This window comes from Microbacterium sp. SORGH_AS_0862 (genome assembly GCF_030818795.1).
In the GTDB taxonomy this organism is placed as follows: Bacteria; Actinomycetota; Actinomycetes; order Actinomycetales; family Microbacteriaceae; genus Microbacterium.
On sequence record NZ_JAUTAY010000001.1, the window covers coordinates 2445887 to 2470462 of the forward strand.

At 70.4% G+C, this 24576-nt stretch carries 13 protein-coding genes and 1 pseudogene; 9 read left to right on the forward strand and 5 right to left on the reverse strand.

Going from position 1 to position 24576, the window contains the following annotated elements:
- Positions 1-61: 61 nt before the first annotated feature.
- The 3 genes and pseudogenes from QE377_RS11930 (at position 62) to recR (ending at position 5351) form a co-directional block, all read left to right on the forward strand.
- Positions 62-2589: pseudogene (locus QE377_RS11930) on the forward strand (glycoside hydrolase family 65 protein).
- A gap of 63 nt (positions 2590-2652) precedes the next feature.
- Positions 2653-4758, forward strand: coding sequence for a DNA polymerase III subunit gamma and tau (locus tag QE377_RS11935; RefSeq protein ID WP_307323355.1), 2106 nt, complete (start codon positions 2653-2655; stop codon positions 4756-4758).
- Entirely contained in the window at positions 4758-5351 is a 594-nt protein-coding gene (recR, locus tag QE377_RS11940) for a recombination mediator RecR (protein WP_137417744.1), read from the forward strand. Before QE377_RS11935 ends, recR begins: the two co-directional genes overlap by 1 nt.
- Positions 5352-5361: 10 nt before the next feature.
- Here the strand turns inward: recR and QE377_RS11945 are convergent, their stop codons facing one another.
- The gene (locus tag QE377_RS11945) at positions 5362-6729 is read right to left on the reverse strand and encodes a threonine/serine exporter ThrE family protein (protein WP_307323360.1); all 1368 of its coding nucleotides are present in this window, start codon (positions 6727-6729) and stop codon (positions 5362-5364) included.
- A 227-nt stretch (positions 6730-6956) separates the two neighbouring features.
- Between QE377_RS11945 and QE377_RS11950 the strand changes: the two genes are divergently transcribed.
- On the forward strand, positions 6957-8243 hold the full coding sequence (locus QE377_RS11950; RefSeq protein WP_307323362.1) for an aspartate kinase: 1287 nt from the start codon (positions 6957-6959) through the stop codon (positions 8241-8243).
- A gap of 6 nt (positions 8244-8249) precedes the next feature.
- Here QE377_RS11950 and QE377_RS11955 read toward each other — a convergent pair whose 3' ends face one another.
- Complete coding sequence (locus QE377_RS11955) at positions 8250-9539, reverse strand: tetratricopeptide repeat protein (protein ID WP_307323364.1); 1290 nt, start codon at positions 9537-9539, stop codon at positions 8250-8252.
- Positions 9536-10774: a 26S protease regulatory subunit gene (locus tag QE377_RS11960; protein WP_307323366.1), complete on the reverse strand. Its 1239-nt coding sequence runs from the start codon at positions 10772-10774 to the stop codon at positions 9536-9538. The genes QE377_RS11955 and QE377_RS11960 overlap by 4 nt, the downstream gene beginning before the upstream one ends.
- 157 nt (positions 10775-10931) lie before the next feature.
- Here QE377_RS11960 and QE377_RS11965 point away from each other — a divergent pair, with 157 nt between their 5' ends.
- The 3 genes from QE377_RS11965 (at position 10932) to QE377_RS11975 (ending at position 14213) form a co-directional block, all read left to right on the forward strand.
- Positions 10932-12002 carry an aspartate-semialdehyde dehydrogenase gene (locus QE377_RS11965; protein WP_307323368.1) on the forward strand — a complete coding sequence of 357 codons (1071 nt, stop codon included), beginning with the start codon at positions 10932-10934 and terminating at the stop codon, positions 12000-12002.
- A gap of 89 nt (positions 12003-12091) precedes the next feature.
- The gene (mqo, locus tag QE377_RS11970; protein ID WP_307323370.1) at positions 12092-13549 is read left to right on the forward strand and encodes a malate dehydrogenase (quinone); all 1458 of its coding nucleotides are present in this window, start codon (positions 12092-12094) and stop codon (positions 13547-13549) included.
- Positions 13550-13598: 49 nt separating this feature from the next.
- Positions 13599-14213: a thymidine kinase gene (locus QE377_RS11975; RefSeq protein WP_307323372.1), complete on the forward strand. Its 615-nt coding sequence runs from the start codon at positions 13599-13601 to the stop codon at positions 14211-14213.
- On the opposite strand, the gene QE377_RS11980 is transcribed toward QE377_RS11975, so the two are convergent.
- The gene (locus QE377_RS11980; protein WP_307323375.1) at positions 14206-15051 is read right to left on the reverse strand and encodes a DUF1295 domain-containing protein; all 846 of its coding nucleotides are present in this window, start codon (positions 15049-15051) and stop codon (positions 14206-14208) included. The genes QE377_RS11975 and QE377_RS11980 overlap by 8 nt on opposite strands.
- Before the next feature lie 39 nt (positions 15052-15090).
- A complete protein-coding gene (locus tag QE377_RS11985; protein WP_307323377.1) occupies positions 15091-15858 on the reverse strand; it encodes an HAD-IIB family hydrolase in 768 nt (255 codons plus the stop codon).
- Between the two features lie 922 nt (positions 15859-16780).
- On the opposite strand from QE377_RS11985, the gene QE377_RS11990 reads away from it, so the two are divergent.
- The gene (locus QE377_RS11990; RefSeq protein ID WP_307323380.1) at positions 16781-17410 is read left to right on the forward strand and encodes a hypothetical protein; all 630 of its coding nucleotides are present in this window, start codon (positions 16781-16783) and stop codon (positions 17408-17410) included.
- Positions 17411-17470: 60 nt separating this feature from the next.
- Positions 17471-24529, forward strand: coding sequence for a TIGR03773 family transporter-associated surface protein (locus QE377_RS11995; protein ID WP_307323383.1), 7059 nt, complete (start codon positions 17471-17473; stop codon positions 24527-24529).
- The last annotated feature ends 47 nt before the right edge of the window (positions 24530-24576 follow it).

Below are 24576 nucleotides of genomic sequence, written 5' to 3' on the forward strand. Positions count from 1 at the left end.
ATACCCGATCGCATCTCACTCACCCGTACCCCTGGCCGTGTCATCGGCGGAAGGCATGTTCATGATCGATAGAGACCGTTTCCCGGTCGACCCGTGGCGACTCGTCGAGCGTTCGTTCGACATCGACGAGGCCGGCGTCACCGAGACGCTGTTCACCGTGGGCAACGGATACCTGGGGCTGAGGGGCAACCAGCCCGAAGGGCGCTTCGGTCACGAGCAGGGCACCTTCATCAACGGCTTCCACGAGGTGTTCCCGATCCGTCACGCCGAGCAGGCCTACGGGTTCGCCGAAGTCGGCCAGACGATCATCAACGCCCCCGACGCCAAGGTCATGCGCGTCTACGTCGACGACGAGCCGCTCTCGTTCGATCTCGCCGAGATCCTCGAATACGAGCGCACCCTCGACCTGCGCGACGGGGTGCTGCGCCGCCACCTGCTCTGGCGCACTCCCTCCGGCAAAGAGGTGCGCATCGACTTCGAGCGCATGGTGTCGTTCGAGGAGAAGCACCTCGCGCTGATGAGCATCGAGGTGACGGTGCTCAACGCCGATGCCCCCGTGACCATCAGCTGCCAGCTCGTGAACCGCCAGGACGGCGAAGACGTGTACGGCGGGCGGCCCGCGAGCAAGCTCAAAGCAGGCTTCGACCCGCGCCGCGCCGAGCGCATCGAGGAGCGGGTGCTGCAGCCGCAGGAGTTCTGGCAGGACGGCGCGCGCTCCGTGCTCAGCTACAAGGTGACGCACTCGGAGATGACGCTCGCCGTCGCCGCCGACCACATCGTCGAGACCGCGAACGAGTACACGGCGCGCACCCTCATCCAGCCCGACATCGCCAAGAACGTGTTCCGCGTGCAGGCGAAGGCCGGGGTTCCCGTCAAGGTCACGAAGCTCGTGAGCTACCACACCTCGCGCGGGGTGCCCGCGGCCGAGCTCGTCGACCGGTGCCGCCGCACGCTCGACCGCGCCCGGCAGGAGGGGGTGGCGACGCAGTACGCCGTGCAGCGCGCCTGGCTCGACGCCTTCTGGGACCGTTCGGACGTGCGCATCGCCGGTCACGACGACCTGCAGCAGGCCACGCGCTGGTGCCTCTTCCAGCTCGCGCAGGCGGCGGCTCGTGCCGACGGGCTGGGTGTGCCCGCGCCAAGGGCGTCTCGGGCTCCGGCTACAGCGGGCACTACTTCTGGGACACCGAGGTGTACGTGCTGCCCTTCCTCACCTACACGAGCCCGCACTGGGCGCGCAACGCGCTGCGGATGCGGGTGCACATGCTCCCCGACGCGCGTCGTCGCGCGTTCCAGCTCAACGAGGCGGGCGCGCTGTTCCCATGGCGCACGATCAACGGTGAGGAGGCCTCGGCCTACTACGCCGCCGGAACCGCGCAGTACCACATCAACGCCGACGTGAGCTTCGCGCTCGCTAAGTACGTGCGCGCCACCGGCGACGTCGACTTCCTCTACCGCGAGGCGGTCGACATCGCCGTCGAGACGGCGCGGCTGTGGAACTCGCTCGGGTTCTGGCGCGACGAGGTCGACGGTGCGGACTCGTTCCACATCCACGGCGTCACCGGTCCCGACGAGTACACGACGGTCGTCAACGACAACCTCTTCACGAACGTCATGGCGCGTTTCAACCTGCGCTTCGCTGCCCGCACCGTGCGCGAGATGGAGCTCGCGGCTCCCGAGGCGTACCGTCTCATGGCCGACCGGCTGGGATTGGACCCGGAGGAGCCGGAGATCTGGGAGAAGGCGGCCGATGCGATGCACATCCCCTTCAGCCCGGCGCTCGGCATCCATCCGCAGGACGCCGTGTTCCTCGAGCGCGAGGTGTGGGACCTGGAGAACACCCCGGACGAGCAGCGTCCGCTGCTGCTGCACTTCCACCCGCTCGTGATCTACCGCTACCAGGTGCTGAAGCAGGCGGATGTGGTGCTCGCGCTGTTCCTGCAGGGCAACCACTTCACCGAGGCGGAGAAGCTCGCCGACTTCCAGTACTACGACCCGCTGACCACCGGTGATTCGACCCTGTCGGGCGTCGTGCAGTCGATCCTGGCAGCGGAGGTCGGCTACCAGGACCTCGCGCTGGAGTACTTCCTGGACTCGATCTTCGTGGACCTCGCCGACCTCCACAACAACGCGGCGGACGGCGTGCACGTCGCCTCCGCCGGCGGTGTGTGGGCGTCGCTGGTCTCCGGTTTCGGCGGGATGCGCGACCACTACGGCGAGCTCACGTTCGACCCGCGCCTGCCCGCCGCGTGGCCCGAGCTCTCCTACGCGCTCACGTGGCACGCGTCGCACCTGGACATCACGCTGCGGCGCGACGAGATGATCGTGCGCAACCGCGCCGGGGGCGAGGACGTCGCCTTCTCCGTGCGCGGCACCGCGTACACGATCTCCCCCGATGAGGAGCTCGTCGTGCCGCTGGCCACGCAGGGTCCCGTGCGCGCGGGGCGGCCGACGCTGCAGATGTTCGCCGACGCCAGGCGCGAGGACGGCACCTTGCTGTCCGCATCCGTGCCGACGCTCACCGCTTCGCTTCCCGTCGTGACCGGGCCGACGCTGATCGGCGAGAACGAGGCGCACTTCGATGCCTGATCCGACGTCGCGGCGGGCGAACACACCCGCCGCGACGTCGGCGGCACGCCGTAGGCTACTGGGGTGACCACAGCCCTCTACCGCCGTTACCGTCCCGAGGCGTTCGGTGAGATGATCGGGCAGTCCCAGGTGACCGATCCGCTCATGACGGCCCTGCGCGGCGACCGCATCGGCCACGCCTACCTCTTCTCCGGTCCGCGCGGGTGCGGCAAGACGACGAGCGCCCGCATCCTCGCGCGCTGCCTGAACTGCGCCGAAGGTCCCACCGACACCCCCTGCGGCACGTGCGACAGCTGCGTCGAGCTCGGCCGCGGCGGCGGAGGATCCCTCGATGTCGTCGAGATCGACGCCGCCAGCCACAACGGTGTCGACGACGCGCGCGATCTCCGCGAGCGCGCGATCTTCGCCCCGGCTCGCGACCGCTTCAAGATCTTCATCCTCGACGAGGCGCACATGGTCACCCCGCAGGGGTTCAACGCGCTCCTGAAGCTCGTCGAGGAACCGCCCGCGCACGTCAAGTTCATCTTCGCCACGACCGAGCCCGAGAAGGTCATCGGCACCATCCGCTCGCGCACGCACCACTATCCGTTCCGGCTCGTCCCGCCCGCGGCGATGCTCGAGTACGTGCAGCAGATGTGCGAGACCGAGGGTGTCTCGGTCGAGCCCGGGGTACTGCCGCTGGTCGTCCGCGCCGGCGGCGGGTCGCCGCGAGACACGCTGTCGCTGCTCGACCAGCTCATCGCCGGGTCCGAGAACGCGGCGATCGGCTACGAACGTGCGGTCGCGCTCCTGGGTTACACGCACGCCGAGCTGCTCGACGAGGTCGTCACCGCCTTCGGTGACCTCGACGCCGCGTCCGCGTTCGCCGCGGTCGACCGGGTGGTCCAGACGGGGCAAGACCCGCGGCGTTTCGTCGAAGACCTGCTCGAGCGTCTTCGCGATCTCATCGTCATCGCCGCAACCGGTGCGGGGGCGTCCGCCGTGCTGCGCGGCATCCCGTCCGACGAGCTCGAGCGCATGTCGCGGCAGGCCGAGATCATCGGTACCGCGCGCCTCTCGCGCACCGCGGACATCGTCGTGGCGGCCCTCGACGAGATGTCGGGAGCCACCTCTCCGCGCCTCCAGCTCGAACTCATGGTCGCCCGGGTGCTGGCGAACGCCCCCACCGTCGGTTCGGCTCCTCATGTCCCTGCGGCTCACGCGGCGGCGCGTCCCGGCCCGGCGGCCCCTGCCGTCACCCCCCGTGCGGCCGAGGCTGCGGCCGTGCCGGTTCCGCCGGCTCCCGTCCCGGTTGCGGAGCCCGCATCCGCCCCGCCCGCGCCCGAGGCGCCCGCCCCCTCCGCGCCCGTCGCCGAGCCGGCGCCGCAGGCCGCGCCCGAGATCCCGGCCGGTCCGGTCACGGTGCAGCGACTGCGTGACGCGTGGCCCGAGGTCCTCGGCCGGCTCGAGACCATCAGCCGAAGCTCGTGGCTGATCGCGACGGCGGCTCGCGTCGCGGCGCTCGATGGCGACATCCTCACGCTCAGCTTCCGAAGCCAGAGCGACATCGCCGCTTTCAAGAAGCGCACGGCGGGTGCGGGGCCCAGCGAAGATCTGCGCCAGGCGATCCAGGGCGTGCTCGGCATCCGGGTCAAGTACATCGCGCGCCACGACCAGGACGCCGACCCCGGCCCGTCCGCGGATGCGGCTCCCGCTGCGCCCTCCGCTCCGACCCGTGCGGAACCGCCCGCCCCGCCGGCCGAGCGCCCGGGTCCTGCTCGTGCGTCCTCCGCGGCTCCGGTCACGGAGTGGGCCGTGGCGCCGATCCCCGCCTCGGATGCGGGGGAGTCGCCCGCGGCGCCCGTCGCGCAGCTGGCCGTCGACGACGAGCCCGAAGACGCCCAGGCGTCTGCGACGCGCACGCTGACGGTGGCGCCGCCCGCGGGGGCCGTGCTGCCCGCGGCCGAGGTGGCGACCTCGTTCGACCCGGAAGAGCCGGTCGACCCTGCCGACGAAGAGATGTACCCGACGGATGTGGCGGCCATCCCGCCCGTCGTCGCCCCGCCCGCGCCGGTTCGCTCCGCGCCGACCGACGGCATCCAGCGCTACGGCGAGGCCGTGGTGCGCCAAGTGCTCGATGCGCGCTTCGTGCGTGAAGAGCCGTATCAGCAGCCGACGAGGTTCTCCTGATGTACGACGGCATCGTCCAGAACCTGATCGACGAGTTCGGCCGCCTGCCGGGGATCGGCCCGAAGTCGGCGCAGCGGATCACGTTCCACATCCTGCAGACGCCGAACTTCGACGTCTCCCAGCTCGCCCAGCTCCTCGTCGAGGTGCGCGAGAAGGTGCGTTTCTGTGAGATCTGCGGCAACGTCTCGGAGCAGGACCGCTGCGCCATCTGTCGGGATCCGCGGCGCAACGAGACGCTCATCTGCGTCGTCGAAGACGCGAAGGATGTGGCGGCGATCGAGCGCACCCGCGAGTTCCGTGGGCTCTACCACGTGCTCGGCGGCGCGATCAGCCCGATCGCGGGCGTCGGTCCCGACGACCTGCGCATCACGCAACTGATGCAGCGCCTCGCCGACGGCACCGTGCAGGAGGTGATCCTCGCCACCAACCCGAACCTGGAGGGCGAGGCGACGGCGACCTATCTGAGCCGTCTGCTCACGACGCTGTCGATCCGCGTGACCCGACTCGCCTCCGGTCTCCCGGTCGGCGGCGACCTGGAGTACGCGGACGAGGTGACGCTCGGGCGGGCCTTCGAGGGTCGCCGCGCCATCTGAGCGACCGCGGTCAGTGGCTGCGTCCCGGCCCGTCGTAGCGCCGCAGCTTCGCGCGCGAGCGGGTCACACCCGACAGTGACGCCCGCACGGGCTGCCCGAGGTACAGGCCGAGCGAGGCGCCGACGGCGAGGCTGATCCCGATGACGGCCGCGTTCACGAGCGTCGCGAACCCGGTCATCATCACCGCAGTGTCGCCCGCGGACTCGACGACGCCGAGAAGCCCGCGGAACACCGCGGCGCCCGGCACCATCGGCAGGATCGCCGCCGTCGTCACCGCGACGGACGGAACATGGAGGCGGAAGGCGACCACGATCCCCACGAAGCTCGCCACGAAGGCGCCGATGCCGCTCGCCGCGGCGACCTCGAGCCCCGCTGCGGCAGAGACCGTGTAACCGCCCCAGGCGACCAGGCTGAGCAGCGCGCTGACGGCGACCACTCGTCCGCCGGCGCCGTTGAAGACGGCGACCGCGCTCGCGATGATCGACGCGCCGGCGAACTGCATGACCGGCGGGCCGAGCGGCAACGCCGTGTCGGGCGGCTCCATCGCGAGTCCCATCACCCGCACGGCCTCGAGCCCCGCGAGGATGCCGATCACGACACCGATCGTCTGCGTGATGAGCTCCAGGATGCGGCCGGTCGCCGTGAGGGCGAAGCCGTCGATCGCGTCCTGCGCGGCCCCGACCACGGTGAGTCCTGCGAGCATGAGCACGATGCCCGCGGCGACGATGACCGACGGGCGGATCTCCTCGGCACCGGGAACGCCCAGGACCACGAGGAAGCGGCTCGTCGCGGCGATGACCGTGAGCACGAAGGCTCCGGCGACCTGGCTGAAGAAGTACGGCACGCGCGCCTTCGCGAGCGCGAACTGCGTCAGCGCGGCGCAGGCCGCCCCCGTGAACGCGAGCGCGATGAGCAGCCAGTTCGCGCCGAACATGACCGCGACGCCGACCGCGAGTGCGCCCTGGGCCGTGATGACGGCCGCGGGTGGATAGCGGAACGGCGCACGGCGGATGCGGCGTGCCGCCGTCTGCGCCTCGTCGAGACCCATCCCGGCGGAGATGTCGGCGACGAGCGCCTGCAGCCGCATCAGGCGGTCGTGGTCGGGGGTGCTGCCGCGCACGACGCGCAGGAGCGTGACCGGGCGGGCGGCGCCCGTGCGGTGATAGGCCGCGGTGATCGAGTTGTACGTGACGTCCACGTGGACCGGTGTCAGACCGTACACCTCGCACACGCGCACGATCGTCAGGGTGACCTCGCTCGCCGGAGCGCCGGCGACGAGCATCGTCTCGCCCATCCGGACCGCGAGATCCAGGATGCGGACGCTGAGGGCGTCGTCGACGACGGGAAGGAGATCCGTCGTGTCAACGGGCGGTTCCACGCGTCGGCGCGCGGGCCTGAAGAACCTCGGCAGGGCGGGGCGGGGGGACATCGAGTGCGTCGGCCTCCGTATGGGCGGTGTCCTCTCGAGCGTAACCGGCGAGCTCTGAGCCCGCCGTCACATGGCGGGGACGGAATGCCGGGCTGCCTAAGATGGAGCGTTGGGCGCCGCATCCGAGCGTTCCATCGTCGTCGCGCCGCACACGGCGCATCCCCGGGAGCAGCACAGTGGCGTTGATCGTCCAGAAGTACGGCGGGTCGTCGGTCGCCGACGCCGAGAGCATCAAGCGCGTCGCGAAGCGCATCGTCGACACGCGTCGCGCCGGTCACGACGTCGTCGTGGCGGTCAGTGCGATGGGTGACACGACCGACGAGCTTCTCGATCTGGCGAACGAGGTCGCGCCGATCCCCGCCCCCCGCGAACTCGACATGCTGCTCTCCTCGGGAGAGCGCATCTCGATGGCGTTGCTGGCCATGGCGATCCACTCGATGGGCTTCGAGGCGCGCTCCTTCACCGGCAGCCAGGCCGGCATGATCACCGACGCGAAGCACGGTGCGGCCCGCATCGTCGATGTGACCCCTGTGCGCCTGCGTGAAGCGCTGGACGAGGGCGCGATCGTCATCGTCGCCGGCTTCCAAGGCTTCAACCGCGACACCCGCGACATCACGACCCTCGGCCGCGGCGGTTCCGACACCACGGCCGTCGCGCTGGCCGCCGCCCTGGGCGCCGACGTCTGCGAGATCTACAGCGACGTCGACGGCATCTTCACCGCAGACCCGCGGGTCGTCCCGCGTGCCAGGAAGCTCCCCGTCGTCTCGACGGAGGAGATGCTGGAGCTCGCCGCCAACGGCGCGAAGGTGCTGTACATCCGCGCGGTCGAGTATGCGCGCCGCCACGGCGTCGTCATCCACGCGCGCTCCACCTTCAGTTCGAGCGAGGGCACCTACGTGCTCGACGCACAGCAGCGTTCCGCCTACATCCCCGAGGGAGAAGCCATGGAAGAGCCGATCGTCGCCGGCGTCGCCACCGACCTCAGCCAGGCCAAGATCACCGTCATCGGTGTTCCCGACGTGCCCGGCAAGGCCGCGGAGATCTTCAAGATCGTCGCCAAGTCCGGTGCCAACGTCGACATGATCGTGCAGAACGTGTCGGCCGCCGCGACTGCCCGCACCGACATCTCCTTCACACTGCCCAAGTCGGACGCCCCCGCCGCACTGAAGGCTCTGGCAGCCGACCAGCTGGATGTCGGTTTCGAGGCGCTCGTGCACGACGACCAGATCGGCAAGCTGTCTGTCGTGGGTGCGGGTATGCGCACGAACTCCGGCGTCAGCGCGACCCTGTTCGAGGCGTTGAGCACCGCGGGCATCAACATCGAGATGATCTCCACCTCGGAGATCCGCATCTCGGTCGTGCTGCGTGCCGACGACATCGCGGAGGCCGCGCGCGTCGTGCACACGGCCTACGGCCTCGACGGCGAGGGCGACGCGGTCGTCTACGCCGGCAGCGGGCGCTGACCAGCCCTACGTCCGCTGTGACGAAGGTGCCTGGCGGCGTCGGTCCGGCAGCCGGTTCCAGAACGGCTCCGGCAGCCGCTCGCCCGACAGACCCCACGCGATGATGTAGAGCACCGCTCCCGCCAGGAACAGCACGAGCAGCACGACGCCGACCACGGCGCCGGGCGCCAGCGCGAGATAGAGCAGTGGTGCGAGCGCGCGTCCGCGGCGGTAGGTCAGTCTCGCCACCAGCGCGAGGGCTGCGACGAGGACCGCCGCCGTGTACGCGCTCAGGGCGCCCCCCAGCATGATGATCGTGCCGGTCGGGTCGCCCGCGAGCGCGCCCATCAGGATGCCGATGCCGGTCAACGCGAGCGCTCCCGCCAGATAGATCGAGGAGAAGAGCACGATCGGCCCCTCGGTCAGACGCGAGCGCACGATCGGCTCGAACAGCGAGCCCAGCCGTCGGCGCAGGCGGCTGGTCCACAGCGCGAGGAGTCCGAGCGCCGCCGCCCATACGCAGATCTGCGCCACGATGACGGCGACGGCGGGGGTGGTCGTCTCGACACGCCAGCCGAACAGGCCTGCTCCGAGCGCGCAGAGCGCGAGGATCAGGGCGCTCGCGACCGCGACGATCGCCAGCGGCGGGACGAGCAGGCGCGTGCTCGCCATCTCGAACGCCGCCTCTGTGTCGGTGTCCTGCGGTGACTCGCCCAGCATCCGGGCGAGCTGGATCGCCGCCTCCGCGTCATCCGATCCGCGTCTGATCGCGGGCCACAGGCGCCGGCCCCATGGATGCATCGGATCGATCGCCAGCGCGGCGCTCACGTGTGCCTCCGCGTCCCTGCGTCGCCCCGCGCGTATGAGCGCGTCGGCCAGCTGCGCGTGGAGGTCGGGATCATCGGGTTGCTGGCGCAGCGCCGCGTCGAGCGCCTCGATCGCGTCGTCCGCTCGGCTGCAGCCGAGCATGACCTCGGCGTACACCGAGAGGGCCCAGGGGGTCTCTCCGGACAGCCGCCGCACGGCGTCCGCGCCCCCGGCGGCATCATCCCAACGGTGCAGATCCAGCGCCGTGAGAGCGGCCAGACGCCAATCCCAGGCCTCGTCCGGGTAGAGGGCCACAGCCTGACGGGCGAGATCGTCCGCCTCGCCTGCCCGCTGGAGCAGCCGTAGGCACTCGGCGCTGATCCGCAGCGCCGGCGCCGAGTCCGGTCGTCGGGCGAGCTCGCGTCCCGCCTCGCGGAGGGCCTCGTCGTGGCGACCGAGCTCGAGGAGCGTCTGCGCGTGCGCCAGCGCGACGTCGGACGTCTCGCTCATCGCCGCCCGGTCTGACGCAGGTAGTCGCGCAGTTGCGCGAACGTTCCGTCGTCCTCCCCGAAGCGGACCACGTTGCGTGCCGACTCGAGCCAGGGCGCCGTGGACGGCATGATCTGAGCGACGCTCTGCCGGAGGTCGGACATGCCGATCAGGCGCGGAACGCCGCTTCGACTGCTCTCCAGCAGCGCGTTCTCGCTCGCCAGTTCGCACACATAGGCCAGATCGGCGCCGCTGAAGCCTTCGGTCCCGACGGCGAGGGCGGCGAGGTCGACGCCCTCCACCGGGCGCCCCGCCAGGTGGTGCCGCAGGATCGCGTGGCGCGCCTCGGCGTCCGGCGGCAGAACGAGCAGCGTGCGGTCGAGTCTGCCCGGGCGGCGAAGCGCCGGATCCACATCCCACGGCTGATTGGTCGCGGCGAGCACGAACACGCCCTCGTTGTCGCTGCCGAGACCGTCGAGCTCTTCCAGGAGCGAGACGACGACGCCGCGCATGCCGTTCTGCCGAGCGAGAGACCGTCGCTGCCCGATCGCATCGATCTCGTCGATGAAGAGCACGGTGGGCGCTTGCCTCCGGGCGAGCTGGAACAGCTCCCGCACGTTGCGTTCGCTGTCGCCCATGTACTGACCGAGGATGTCGCTGAGCCCGACGCTCACGAACGCGGCGCCGAGCTCGCCGGCCACGGCGCGGGCCAGGAAGGTCTTGCCGCATCCCGGCGGCCCGTACATCAGAAGTCCGCCGCGCAGGCTCTTGCCGTACAGGGCGCGCAGTTCGGGGTTGCGCAGCGGAGCCAGGAAGGCGGACTCGAGGCGCTCCTTGACCTCGCGCATCCCGCCGACGTCGGCGAGCGTGACGGGCGAGCGCTGCACGTCGCGCTCGTCGAATGCGGGTGCGCCGTCGCCGACGAACATCGGCTGGGCGATGTGGCCCACCTCGGCCTCCGCCGCCGACCAGTCGAACCCGGCGACGCCCGGAGCTTGGCTCGGAGCTTGCGCGTCGGACGCGGGGGACAGCGGTGCGGGCGTCTCGGGTGCGGCGGGGGGCCGGAGGATGCGGGCGAGCATCTCGCGTGCGCGGGAGTGACCCGGATCAGCGGCGAGAACGGTGCTCGCCTCGGCCAGTGCACGCTCGGTGTACCCCCGATCCAGCAGCACCGTCGCCAGGTGAAGTCGCAGCTCCGCATCCGCGGGCGCTGCGGCGACAGCACGTGCGAGAGCGTCGATGACCGGATCCTCCACGTCATCCCCTTCCGTCCTTCGCCATTGTCTGCCACGGTCCGCCGTCACGGAGTGCTTTCCCCAGGGATTCGTAGCCGCTGCCGCACGGTAGAATCGGGCAACCCTGCGCCCGTCCACGTCCGATGCGGCGCGCCCTGCGACATCCCGAGGAACAGACATGACCCGCATCTCCGAATCCGGACTCTCCGTCGCCGTGGTCGGCGCCACCGGTCAGGTCGGCACCGTCATGCGGGAGATTCTCGCGGAACGCTCCTTCCCGATCGGCGAGCTGCGCCTGTTCTCCACGGCGCGCTCGGCCGGGACCGCCGTCGAGTTCGGCGGTCAGACGGTCATCGTCGAGGACGTCGCCACTGCCGACCCCGCCGGCATCGACATCGCCCTCTTCTCCGCGGGCGCCACCGGCAGCCGCGCGCACGCGCCGCGCTTCGCCGAGGCCGGCGCCGTCGTCATCGACAACTCGAGCGCCTGGCGCAACGACCCCGAGGTTCCGCTGGTGGTCAGCGAGGTCAACCCGCACGCGATCGACGAGCGCCCCAAGGGGATCATCGCCAACCCGAACTGCACCACGATGGCGGCCATGCCCGTGTTGAAGGTCCTCGACGCCGAGGCAGGCCTCGAGCGGCTCATCGTCAGCACCTACCAGGCCGTGTCCGGGTCGGGCCTGGCCGGTGCCCAGGAGCTGCTCGGACAGGTCGAGGGCGTCCTCGCCCAAGGCGACACACTGCGTCTCGTGCACGACGGGTCGGCGGTCGACTTCCCGCAGCCGGAGAAGTACATCGCCCCCATCGCGTTCGACGTGATCCCGTTCGCCGGCAACCTCGTCGACGACGGCGACAACGAGACCGACGAGGAGAAGAAGCTCCGCAACGAGAGCCGCAAGATCCTCGAACTGCCCGAGCTGCGCGTGGCGGGCACCTGCGTGCGCGTCCCCGTCTTCACGGGGCACTCGCTGTCGATCAACGTCGAGTTCGCGCGTGACATCACCCCCGAGCGCGCCCGCGAGCTGCTCGCCGCTGCGCCCGGCGTCGCGCTGGAGGAGGTGCCCACGCCGCTGCAGGCCGCAGGCAGCGACCCCAGCTACGTCGGTCGCATCCGCCGCGACCAGTCGGCGCCCGAGGGCAAGGGCCTCGTGCTGTTCATCAGCAACGACAACCTCCGCAAGGGCGCAGCCCTCAACGCGGTGCAGATCGCCGAGATCGTCGCCGCCCGCCTGGGCGTCACCGCCTGAGTCGCGCCTGCGGCAAGAACCGCGAAAGTTCCCGTGCGCGGCCCCTCCCACTGGCGGAGGGGCCGCGCGCGCCGCTTTAGACTTGTCGGGTGACAGGAAACGTCGACGTCCTCCTGATCGGTGGCGGCATCATGAGCGCCACACTCGGGACTTTTTTGCAGCAGCTCCAGCCGGACTGGAAGATCGCGGTGTTCGAGCGCCTGGGCGAGGTCGCCCAGGAGAGCTCCAACGCGTGGAACAACGCCGGAACGGGGCATGCCGCGCTGTGCGAGCTGAACTACATGCCCGCCGCCCCCGACGGCTCGGTCGATCCGGCCAAGGCTGTGGCGATCAACGAGCAGTTCCAGCAGAGCCGGCAGTTCTGGTCGACGCTCGTCGAGCGCGGTGTTCTCGCCGCCCCGGAGACCTTCATCAACCGCACGCCCCACATGACGTTCGTGCGGGGTGAGAAGGATGTGGCCTACCTCAAGCGCCGCTACGAGTCGCTGAAGCAGCAGCCGCTGTTCGAGGGGATCGAGTACAGCGAAGACTCCCGGGTCATCAACCAGTGGGCGCCCCTGCTGATGCAGCAGCGTCGAAAGGGCGAGCCGTTCGCCGCGACGCGGGTACCCAGCGGCACCGACGTCGACTTCGGTTCGCTCACGCGTCAGCTGCTGGATTCGATGCAGCGGCGCGGCGCCGAAGTCCTCACGGGCCGCGAGGTGCGCTCGCTCAAGCGGCAGAAGGACGGCTCGTGGCAGGTCGGCTACCGTCACACGGTGGGTCGCACGCCGGGGCGCATCAACGCGCGCTTCGTGTTCATCGGGGCGGGCGGTTGGGCGATCAAGCTGCTGCAGCGCTCGCGCATCCCCGAGGCGAAGGGCTACGGCGTCTTCCCCATCGGCGGACAGTGGCTGAAGACCAGCAACCCCGCCCTCGTCGCGCAGCACAAGGCGAAGGTCTACTCGCAGGCGTCCGTCGGGGCACCGCCCATGTCGGTGCCGCACCTGGACACCCGTGTCGTCGACGGTGAGACCTCGCTGTTGTTCGGTCCCTTCGCGACCTTCAGCCCGAAGTTCCTCAAGAACGGCTCGCCCTGGGACATCGTCACCCAGGTGCGCCTCTCGAATCTCGGCAGCATGCTCACGGCCGGCGCCACCAACCTCAACCTGGTGAAGTACCTGGTCAGCGAGCTGCTGAAGACGCACAAGAAGAAGGTCGACAGCCTCCGCGAGTTCATGCCGACGGCCGACGGTGCGGACTGGGAGCTCCTGAACGCAGGTCAACGCGCCCAGGTGATGAAGGGCGGCAAGCTGCAGTTCGGCACCGAGGTCGTCGCCGCGGCGGACGGATCGATCGCGGGTCTGCTGGGCGCCTCCCCGGGTGCGTCGACAGCCGTGTCGATCATGCTGGGCCTGCTGAAGTCCTGCTTCCCTGATCGCATCGAGGGGTGGGAGCCGCAGCTGCGCGAGCTCATCCCCAGCTACGGAACGGCGTTGAACCCGGATCCGGCCGCGGCCGAGGCCTCCCTCGCCGCGACGGCCGAGGAACTGCACCTCACGGTCTGATCTGCGCGCTGTCCCGAGCCGGATGCCGCGAGCCGCCTAGAATTTCTAGGTGGCCAAGCTCTACTTCCGCTACGGGGCGATGAACTCCGGCAAGTCGACGGCGCTGCTGCAGGCCGCGTACAACTACGAGGAACGCGGACAGCACGTTCTGCTGGCCAAGCCCGAGATCGACACGAAGGGTGCCGATCGCATCTCGAGCCGTTTGGGGATGTCACGCGGGGTGGACTTCCTCATCCGGCCCGAGGACGACCTCCGCGAGCTCTTCGCGTCGCACCGCGCCCGGGTTCTCGCCGCGGAGGGTGCGGATGTGGCGTGCCTGCTCATCGACGAGGCGCAGTTCCTGACGCGCACCCAGGTCGACGATCTGCTGCGCATCGTGGTGCTGGACGGCGTGCCCTCCCTCGCCTACGGCATCCGCACCGACTTCCAGACGCACGCGTTCCCGGGTTCACGTCGCCTCATGGAGCTCGCCCACAGCCTGGAGGAGCTCAAGACGATCTGTCGCTGTGGTCGCAAGGCGCTCTTCAACGCCCGGCTGGTCGGTGGACGCTTCGTCTTCGAGGGCGACCAGGTCGCCATCGACGAGCTCAGCCACGAGAAGGTGACCTACGAGTCGATGTGTGCGCAGTGCTACCTGACCGCGTCCGGAGGACGCCTCAGCTGAGCGCCTCGGCGCTCCGGCGGCCGCGCGGCGGCCACGGCACCAGCATCGAGGTCGTGCGTCGGTACTCGGCGTAGGCGGGGTACTTGCCGGCCGAGATCGACTCCGTGAACACGGTCGAGCCGATGAACAGCAGAGTCAGCAGGATCGGCCCTGCGATCGTGACGTTGATCGCTCCGCCCAGGATGCCGGCGCCCGCGCTCAGGGCCGCATTGGCGCCGATCAGGTAGAGCACCCACCACTGGGCCTGCTCGAAGAAGAAGTTGGGGTGGCGGCTGTAGCGGAACAGTCCCGTGGTCACGAAGCCGGGGGCGAGCTCGCCGCCCGCCGCAGCCTTGGCTCGGTGGAAGTTCCACTGCTGCTGATCGGCCAGCCACTCCCCGGCGAGGAAGGCGAGGAACAGCAGCGCCCACACCGCATCCCAGACGTTCAGCGGCGTCGTGTTCAGCAACGCGGCCGCCGCGGGCAGGGTGATCAGCACGAGCAGCGCGTTCTGGTACAGCACGATGAACAACAGGTTGAAGACCTGGAACTGCCACGGCCGCATCCGTGCGCGCAGTATTGCCCAACGATAGTCCTCCATGCCGCTGTAGCCGCCCTTGCGGGCGAAGTTGAAGGTGAGGCGCGCGCCCCAGAGCGTCACGAGCACGGCCATGAGGATGAGCCGTGCCGCGTCGAGACCGCCCGCGATCGCCACGCCCGCGAAGATCCAGACGTAGGCGACCGGCACGATCGACCAGATCCGGTCGACCCACGAGGTGTCCTTCGTGATCAGCGACAGGACCCAGCACAGTGCGCACACCGCACCGGCGAGCACGACAACCATCCCCAGAGCGCCCATGACGTCACCGTAGCGCGCGCAGGGCGGCGCGGGGAAGGATCAGCGGGTGGGGAGGGTGGGGATGAGGGTGTCGAGGTAGTCGGCGGTGTCTTGCCAGCCGTGGACGGCGTGGCAGGTGACGCCGAGGGCGAGGACGGGGTAGTCGTTGCCGTCGGGGTCGAGGCGGTCGCCGATGAAGAGCATGTCGTCGAGGCTGATGCCGGTGTGTTCGGCGAGGCGCTGCATGCCGTAGGCCTTGTCGATGCCGCGGTGGGTGATGTCGACGCTGGTGGATCCGCCGGAGCGGACTTCGAGGTCGGGGATGCGGGCGGCGACGGCTTCGCGGAGGGTGTTCTTCTTCTCGCCGGTAGGGTCCCACGCGGTCTTCGCGTCGAGGGGGGCGGACTGGCCGAGGGCGGAGAAGGTGATCTGGGAGCCGCGGTCTTCGAGGATGGGGCCCCAGGTCTGCTCTGCCCAGAGTCCGAGGCGTTTGGCCTCTTCTTCGACGGCGGCGAGGGCGCGGGTCTTCTCGTCGTCGGTGAGGCTGTGGGCGTAGACGGTGGTGATGCCTGCGGGGGTGAGGCGGTAGTACTGGGTGCCGCAGGTGGGCAGCAGGTGCATGTGGTCGAGGACGTCGTCGGTGGTCGCGGGCAGCTGCTCGACGACCTGCGACCGGAACTGGGCGAGCTGGCCGCCGGAGATGATCGCGACCTCGACCCGTGAGGCGAGCGCGAGCAGCAGGTCCGCGATCCGCGGATCGACCGCGCTCTTGGACGGGGCGAGCGTGTCGTCCAGATCGAACGCAACGAGCTTCGGCGGCTGAGTCATGACGGCTCTCCAGCGGGTGTCGGGTTCTGCCGGTGGGCCGGCGGAAGGATCTGAGCGCGGCGGCGCGGCTCCCGCCATCCTATCGGGGCGCGCCGCATCCGCCGTGCGCGCCCGTCCCTTCCCGCGCCGCTTCTCTCCGCCTCCCCCGGGGGCGGAGGGGCGGATGCGGGAAGCCGGGAAGGCAAGAAGAGGCCGACCCGAAGGTCGACCTCTTCTGCTGTGCGGTCGACCTCGCCCACCTCTGTCTCCGGAACTCATCGACCCCTGTTGATTGGGGGGGTGAAGGACAAGGGCGTCAGGGCTCTCTGATGATCGAGGGGGGCGTCGACGCTCCTCGACGGTGGACCCGACTCGCATCGTCTGCGCGCGCCGAGGTAGCGCAGCGGTACGAAGCGGGGGAGACGTCGACGTCACTGGCTGTCGAGTGTGGTGTTGCCGAGTCGACGATCCTCGGCATCCTTCGTGATGCCAACGTCGTGATGCGTACCGTCGTCGGCGGTGATTTGACAGTCGGGGTCAGCAAACGACAAGATGATTCACACGTAATTGATAATGAGTATCAGTATCGCCATGGGAGAGCCGAGGGGAGGCGTTGATGACATCCGTCCGCCATGCCCACACGGTCGGTCATCTCGCTCCCGGTGGCGAGCGGCGTTGCGGGTGCGAGCCCGCGCGCACGGCCTCGCGGCCCGCGCCCCGGTGGTTCGCCGGTCAGCCGTCGTGGGTTCCGATCCGTCGCCAGCACGCCGCTTTCGTTCGCGCCCACTTCATCTACTCCGACCGAATGGTCCGCCTCGGAGCCTGACGCCCGTCTCACGACGGCGACCTCGATCGCGCGCGGACGCAGGCATCCGAGTCGCGTCCGCGCGTCCGCGCGTTCGTCATCCCCTTTCCTCTTCCTCGTTTCAGGAGAACCACCATCATGAGCATCACCACCGAGGCGACGTACGCCTCCCCGTCTCGATCGGCGCAGAGCCCGATCGCCCGTATCGTCCTCGCCCTCGCCGCCGCCCTCGCGGTGACCCTCGGCGTCAGCACGCCTTCGTTGGCCGCCACGGGAGCGCAGACGGGGGAGTGGGACATCCTCGCGCTGTCGGCATCCGCGTCGCCGCGTCTGCAGAGCTACAACCACTCCACGGAGGCGTGGGACACCGTCCCCAGCGGCTCCGCCTCGTTCGCCGTAGGCTCCGACAAGCTGATCGATGGCGACGACGAGACCGCCACCTCTCCCGTCTCGGGCGGCGGCATCCGCTTCAAGAACACCGCGGCAACGGCCAAGACGGCGACGTTCACCATCACCGTGCCCAACGGCACCGGCCTGACCATCACCGATGTCGAGAGCGGGGTGGTGCGCAGCGTCGGTGTTTCGGGCGGTGCGCGCACTATCACCCTCTCGAGCGGCTCGGTCGTGGCCGGCGGCGAAGGCCACCGTCACTACACCTGGCAGTTCAGCGGGAACAGCACCGCCGTCACCCTCTCGGTGTCGGCGAGCGTGAGCGGTTCCGGCGCGGGCAACTTCACCACGTCGTCCAGCTACGACTTCACCTTCTGATCGATCGTGCGGGGGCGGCGATTCGTCACGCCCCCGCACTTCCCTCTGGAAAGACCTCGAATGCCTCGCCTCGTTCGTCCCCGGTTCACCGGCCCCACCGCCCGACCGCTGGCCGTTCGCGCTCGCTTCGTTTCGGCGATCCTCGCCGCGACGATGATCGCGACCACCGTCACTCCCGCCCATGCGAGCGATGACCCGGTACCCGACGTCGGGGCGGCGGTGGAGACCGCCGACTCCGGCGGGATGGACGGCGGTACCGCCTCTGCTTCGGCATCCACCCCGACGCCGACTCCGGAGGCGACGCCCTCCGTCTCCCTGGCCCCGGAGGCGACCCTGCCCGTCGAGACGAACGCGGTGGCGGAGGCCCCCGCCGCCTCCTCTTCTTCTGCGTCTTCTTCTGTGTCTTCTTCGGCGGAGGCGACGGATGCCGACGTCGAAACGGCCGCCGAGCCCGGTCCCATCGTCCTCGACGGCGGCCGGGTCGATCTGGCGTCGCGGATCGTCGACGGCGACCTTCGAGTCGATCTGGCGACGGACGGGGGAACCCTCGATCCCGCGGGGACGGTCTTCGTCGTCCGCGATGCCGAAGCCTGGCCAGGCGAGGCGGAGGGGCAGGACCCGGCGTTCTGGTCCGAGGTGTCCTCGGAGCGCACGCCGATCTGGAGAACCCCGACCCCGTCGACGCCCGGCACCGGACCATCCCTCGTGGTGAACGCGAGCGGGGTCGACCCTGCCGACCTCCTCGTACCCACGAACACCGTCGAAGCGACCGTCCGCTCGTGGCTTGTGAGCGCATCGGGCCCGGCCACGACGGGTCTGCTCGGCGACGGGATGTACGACCTCGGCACGTCGCAGCGCTCGGGGCGCAGCATCCCCGTCGCTCAGACATACCCGCAGCCCGAGAGCGCCCTCGGACCGGCTCAGCTCCCCATCGCCGCCGCATTCGCCGCGGAGGGCACCTATTGCGTCACGATCGGCACGCACGCCCAGCTCGTCGACGGGACCTTCGTCAACCACGACGTCACGCTCACCTTCGCCGTCGGCGCCGTCGACATCGCCACGGTGAGTCCCTGCGCACAGCCCGCCGCGATCCCTCCGCAGGAACCGCAACCCCGGCCCTCGACCGCGACGGGCATCACCGTGGTGTCGTCGGGAACGGCGCTGCTGGCCACGACCCTGCACGAGGGTTCCCTCTCACTCGACGCCGTCGTAGAGGACCGTGGACGCACCACGTCGTACGACCCGTCTCGCGTGGTGTTCTCGCTGCCCCACCGCGACACGCGCTGGCCGGCAACCGGGTACCGGGCGACGCAGCAGGATATCTGGGCGCGCCACCTCGCCCCGGAGGAACGGGCCTACCGGACGCTCGGGCGCTTCATCACACCGGGCACCCCGCCGTCGGAGCGCGATGAGTGGAGGAACGATCTCACGGTCGACCTCGAGGCACGCTTCGTCGACGGCGCGTCGTTGGCGCCCGACTCCGGAGTCGACTACTCCTTCCTCGGGGCGACCAGCACCGCGCAGACCGGTCGGTTCTTCGCCTACTGGCAATCGGGTGCCGTCGTGCCGTCGCCGGATGCCATCGGGTTCTGGAGCACGCGCGCGCCCCAGGAGGCCGTCCCCCAGTGGCGCGCGGTCTCCAGCGCAGACGCCCCGTTCTACGCCCGAGAGAAGCAGGACGCCGGCCTGGAAGCTCTCGGCACCGCCTTCACCGAGCCCGGGGTGTACTGCGTCACGCTGGAGTCGTCGTCGACGCTCGTCGACGGCGCCGCAGTGTCGGACCGGGCGACCTTCACGTTTGCCGTTGGCGTCGACGCCGCGGCCGTGAAGCCGTGCGCGCAGGACAGCGGCGCCGCCACCGTCGTCCGGGAGGGCGACGTGCGTGTCGCCGCGCACGTGACGGACGGCGATCTGGTGCAGGAACTCGTCGCAGGAGATACCGTGCTCGATCCCGCTCGAACGGTGTTCGCCCTTCCCGCGAGCGAGCAGCGCCCGGAATTCGCCGACGGTCAGGGCGCTGCCTTCTGGGACGAGGTCGCGCCGCAGGGCGGCGCCATCTGGCGATCGCGGACGCCGGAGAACGCCGGAAACGCCCTCTCCTTCGCCCTCGACACCAGCGGCATCCCGTCGACCGCTCTGTACGCCCCCGAATGGGCTCCCGACCAGGCCGTGCTGCGGACCTGGCTCGGATCGGTGCTCGGCTCACGGGGCGGGCTCCTGACGGACGGTGCCACCGACGCCGGTACGAGCAGCCGCGTGGGAGACGCGGCACCGCGCCTGCGCACGCAGGTCGGCGAGGGCGTCGAGCCACGACCCCTCGCGGTGGTCTTCGGAGAAGCGGGCCGCGCCTGCGTCACGATCGACAGTCACGCGCAGCTCGCCGACGGCACCTTCGTGAACCGTGACCTCACGCTCACCTTCGCTGTGGGGGTGGACCCCGAGACGGTGGAGCCGTGCGCGCAACCGGCCGCGATCGCGCCGCAGGCGCCGCACCCCGTCGCCTCCGCGGACACCGGGACGACCGTGCTCGACTCCGGCACGGTGTTGCTGGCGCCCACCCTGGCGGACGGCGCGCTCAGCCTCCACGCCGTGACCATGGATCGCGGCCGCACCACCGCCTTCGACCCCGCGCGCGTCGTGCTGTCCGTGCCGAACAGGGACGCGCAGTGGCCCGCTGACGGCGGCACCGTGAACGACAAGGAGATCTGGGCGCGATACCTCCCCGAGGGGAGCACGGCCTACCGCACCTCAGGCCGGTTCGTCCCGGACGACCGTCGCCTGGGCGAAGAACACGCGAATGACCTCGTCGTCGACCTGGACGCGCGCTTCATCTCGGCGGACGACCTCCGTGTGGTGCCGGACGAGGGTGCGACCGTCGCTTTCGACTTCGACGGCACGACGAACGCTTCGGGGAACGGGCGGTTCTTCACCTACCGGCAGGACTACTGGCGGCACTTCGACGGACCCGAGAACATCGGATTCTGGGACAGCGCCCCCGAGGCGGAGCGGATGACGATCGCGCGCGCAGCCGCGACGACTGAGGAATGGGGCGAGCCGTTCTACAACCGCGCCGAGGAGTACGCAGGAGCGAGAGCCCTGGGCACCGTCTTCACCGAAGCGGGTGTGTACTGCGTGAGCGTGCGCTCGTCGGCGACACGCGTCGACGGCGTCGCCATCGAGGACAGCGCGACCTTCACCTTCGCCGTCGGCGTGGACGCGTCGTCCGTGAAACCGTGCGCGCAGGACGATCCGAACGGCCCCGACGACCCGGACGGCCCTGACGACCCGGACGGCCCCGACACGCTCGACCCCTCCGTCGCGTGGCTGCAGAAGGGGCACACCGATCTCGCCGTCCGCGAGAACGGGCGAGGCGGCATCGAGTTCGCCACCGGCGACGGGCACACCGACGTCGGCATGCACGGCTTGAAGGACACGGTGTGGGTCGGGCGCGGCGAGTACGCGCGATTCACCGTGCGTGAGCCGGACGCCGGCGACGACAGGACGTTCATCGGGCCTCCCGGTACGACGTACTACGGCTTCTCCGCTGGCAGCCAGTACGTCGACTACACGCTCTGGCCGGGCCTGAGCACACTGTATCTGCCCGTGGGATTCACCCAGCGTCACATCACCTGGTCGCTGCAGAAGGTCTCCGGCCCCGGAGAGGCGTACGCGTGGTCGAACAGTTCGTTCATGCTCGATTCCCGTCGCTCGACTCCCGTGCCCTTCTCGCTGGGTCGCACGCACCGGCACCTCAACTGGGCGTTCACCGAGCCCGGCGTGTACTGCTTGGCCGTGCGCGCCAACCTGCGCGCCGCCGACGATGAGGGGCGTGACGTCTCGGCGGCGTCGCTGCTGACGGTGGCCGTGGGCGACATCGATCTGTCGACGGTCCAGCCGTGCGAGCGCACGACCGCGATCCCGGATGCACCGTCACCCGGGGGCGTGGCTCTCTCGACCGCTCCCGCCGTCGTCGACGGCGAGACTCTCGCGCCCTCCCTCGAACTGCGTCGTGTGAACGGCGTGCCCGATGTCGTGGGGTCGACGGAGGAGAAGAACACCCCGCGCACCGTCTTCTTCGACCCGGAGCGGACGATCTACTCGGCGTCGGCGGCCGCCGAGACGTACCGGATTCAAGACCGCTGGCGCACGCTCGAAGGGGATGCCGGAGGCAGCGACGTCACCCTCACCCTCGGGGACGTGAGAGGCCCGGGCTCGTACTCACGCCGTGGCAATAGCGTCGACTCCCAGGCGGTGCAGCTGGACTCCGGCTCGACGCCCGCGAGAACGACGGAGACCCTGTGGCCGAACTCCACCTTCCCGGCCACCCACGTCTTCTCGGCGGCCGGGGTGTATTGCGTGCCGTTGACGTGGTCGGGCACCCTGGCCGACGGCACCGCGTTCCGCGTCTCCAAGACGCTGACCTTTGCCGCCGGTGTCGATACCGCGGGGATCACGCCCTGCGCGGACGGGGGCGGCGGCACCGACCCCGTCGATCCCGACCCCGAGACGCCCGACATGGAATGGGACGTGCCCAATCACACCCGCACCGAGTCCGGTGCCACCATCGTGACCGCCGGTCATATCGACGTCGCGGCGCGCCTGGACGGCGATCGGCTGGCCACGGTGATCGCCGACGCGAGCGACGCATCGCAGGAGGAGACGCTGCGGGCACCGTCCGACACCGTGCTGCAGGTGCGTCCAGAGGCGCAGAGCGTGGTTCCCGCTGATGCGGCGTACGCGTTCCTCGGCGCAGCCGGGGCGAAGACCTGGCTCCTGCCCGAGACGGAGGCCGAAGGCATCCTGTGGCCTGGCTGGTCCACCGAGGCCATTCCCACGACGGCGACGACCGGCGGGGTGACGTGGTCTCTCGATCGAGCCGAAGGGCCGGGGGAGTTCGCGCTGTACCAGACGCCGTTCACCGGTCCGCGGGTCTTCTTCAACACCCGCGACGGCATCGACGCGGCCGACGCCTTCGAGATCCCGAAGAACATCCACGCGCATGGCACCTGGGCGTTCAGCGCGGAGGGCACGTACTGCCTCGGCTTCACGCGCGCGGCGACACTCGCCTCGGGCCAGGCGGTGAGCGACACGTTCACCCTCGCGTTCGCGGTCGGCGCCGTCGCGGTGAAGAAGGTCGACCCGACGCGCTGCTTCCAGACGCCCGACGGTGCGCCCACCGCCCCCGACACCACGCCGGTTCCGCTCGACGACCTGACGGATGCCGCCCGCGGCGGTGTGCAGGTGCTGAACGCCGACACGGGGATCACCGCGGGCCAGCTGGTCACGGTGCAGGTCGACCGCGCCCGCGCGGGCCAGTGGGTCTCGCTGTGGCTCGATGACACCGCATGGCTCGGCTGGGCGCGCATCGGCTCGTCCGGCGCGGTGCAGGTGCGCCTGCCCGCCGCCGCCGCGACCGGCGTGCACCGGTTCGTCGTGAAGGATCGGGCGGGCGCGCTCTCGGGGTGGGATGACCTGCAGATCGTCGCCCCCGCTGTTCCCGATGACCCCGACCCCCAGCCCGAGGTTCCCGGGGCGTGGGACGTGGCGAACGGCACCGTCAACCGTGCGGGTGCGGTCGTGCTCAACGACGGACACGTCGACATCGCCTCACTCGTGCAGGACGGGAAGCTCGTCACGCGTATCAAGGATTCGGCATCCGTCACCGAACCCGTCTACCGCGACGTCTCCCGCACCGTGCTGCAGCTCAAGCCCGGCTCGCGTGCGAGCGTGCCCGACGGCGACGCATGGCGATTCCTCGGCGATCCCGGCTCGTCGTTCTACCAGGTGACGCAGACGCAGCAGAGCGGACTGGTCTGGCCGGGCTGGTCGACCGAGGGCATCCCGCTGTCGGCGACGACCGGCGGCGTGACGTGGTCGCTGGTCGACGTCTCGGGACCAGGACGGTTCGCCCTGTACGAGACCGGTGCCTTCGGGCAGCCGTCGGTGCTGTTCACCACGCACGACGGCATCTCGGCAGCCGATCGCGTGACGATCCCGAAGAACACGCACGCGCACGGCTCGTGGGCGTTCAGCGCCGAGGGCAACTACTGCCTCTCGATGCAGCGCACCGCCGAGCTGAGCGACGGGCGGGTGTCGAGCGACACGTTCGTGCTGGCCGTCGCCGTCGGCACGGCCGACGTGATGTCGGTGGACCCCGCCCGTTGCGGACAGGCCGTGGACACCGGCAAGATCGAGGTGCCGGTGCCGCCGCGCGAGGACTCCCGCGCTGCGACGCCCGCGGTGCAGCAGCTCGCCGCCGCCGCGTGCGTCGCCGGCGCGACCATCGTCTCGTCGGGTCACGTCGACTACGCCTCGCGCATCGTCGACGGGTCGCTGCAGTCGCTTATCGGCGACGACTCCTCCGGCGCCAAGGTGTACCGGGAGCCCTCGAGCACGGTGCTGTGGCTGAAGCCCTCGGCGCGGGTCACCCTGCCGGCCGGTTTCGGCCAGGTCGGGGCGGCCGGATCCACCGTGTGGCAGGTGCCGCAGACGCAGAACCCCGATCTGGTGTGGCTCGGCTGGAACACCGAAGCGCTCAACGCCGGGACCACGGCGGGACCGGTGCGGTGGACGATCGACGGCATCGACGGGCCGGGACGCGTGAGCGTGTACCTCTCCGGTGCCTTCGGCGGCATCCAGCAGACCATCTTCTCCAATGGCGGGTCGTACGACATCCCACTCGGTGTGCACGCGCACGCGAACTGGGCCTTCAGCGCGGAGGGGGTCTACCGCATCACCTCGACGCAGACCGCGACGCTCGCCGGAGGGCGCGTCTCACGTGACCGCGAGACCCTCACGGTGGTCGTGGGTGACGTGGATCCGCGCACCGCGGTCGCTGGCGGAGCGGGGTGCGCCGTCGCCGCCGCGCTCGTCAGCCCCGACCAGGCCGCGGTGGCGGCGGAGCAAGCAGCGGTGGAGGCCGCGGACGCCGCGCGACGTACCCTGCCCGGACAGGGATCGGATGCCGACACCTCCGCCGATCCGTTGGCTTCGCTGGCATCCGGAGGACCCGTTCCTCTCCTGCTGACGATCCTCGGCGGACTGCTGGCGGTCGGCGCGGCCGGGTCGGGTGTGCTGTGGTGGCGTTCGCGGCGACGCCTCGGCGGGTCGGCTCCGTGAGGCGCGGCGGCGCGATCGCGGCGGTGGCTGCCTGCGCGCTCGCGATG

Excerpts from the sequence above, each read along its gene's own strand:
- QE377_RS11965 (WP_307323368.1), top strand. The coding sequence starts at position 10,932 with ATGACCCGCATCTCCGAATCCGGACTCTCCGTCGCCGTGGTCGGCGCC.
- QE377_RS11980 (WP_307323375.1), bottom strand. The coding sequence starts at position 15,051 with ATGGGCGCTCTGGGGATGGTTGTCGTGCTCGCCGGTGCGGTGTGCGCA.
- QE377_RS11985 (WP_307323377.1), bottom strand. The coding sequence starts at position 15,858 with ATGACTCAGCCGCCGAAGCTCGTTGCGTTCGATCTGGACGACACGCTC.
- QE377_RS11995 (WP_307323383.1), top strand. The coding sequence starts at position 17,471 with ATGCCTCGCCTCGTTCGTCCCCGGTTCACCGGCCCCACCGCCCGACCG.
- recR (WP_137417744.1), top strand. The coding sequence starts at position 4,758 with ATGTACGACGGCATCGTCCAGAACCTGATCGACGAGTTCGGCCGCCTG.
- QE377_RS11990 (WP_307323380.1), top strand. The coding sequence starts at position 16,781 with ATGAGCATCACCACCGAGGCGACGTACGCCTCCCCGTCTCGATCGGCG.
- QE377_RS11955 (WP_307323364.1), bottom strand. The coding sequence starts at position 9,539 with ATGAGCGAGACGTCCGACGTCGCGCTGGCGCACGCGCAGACGCTCCTC.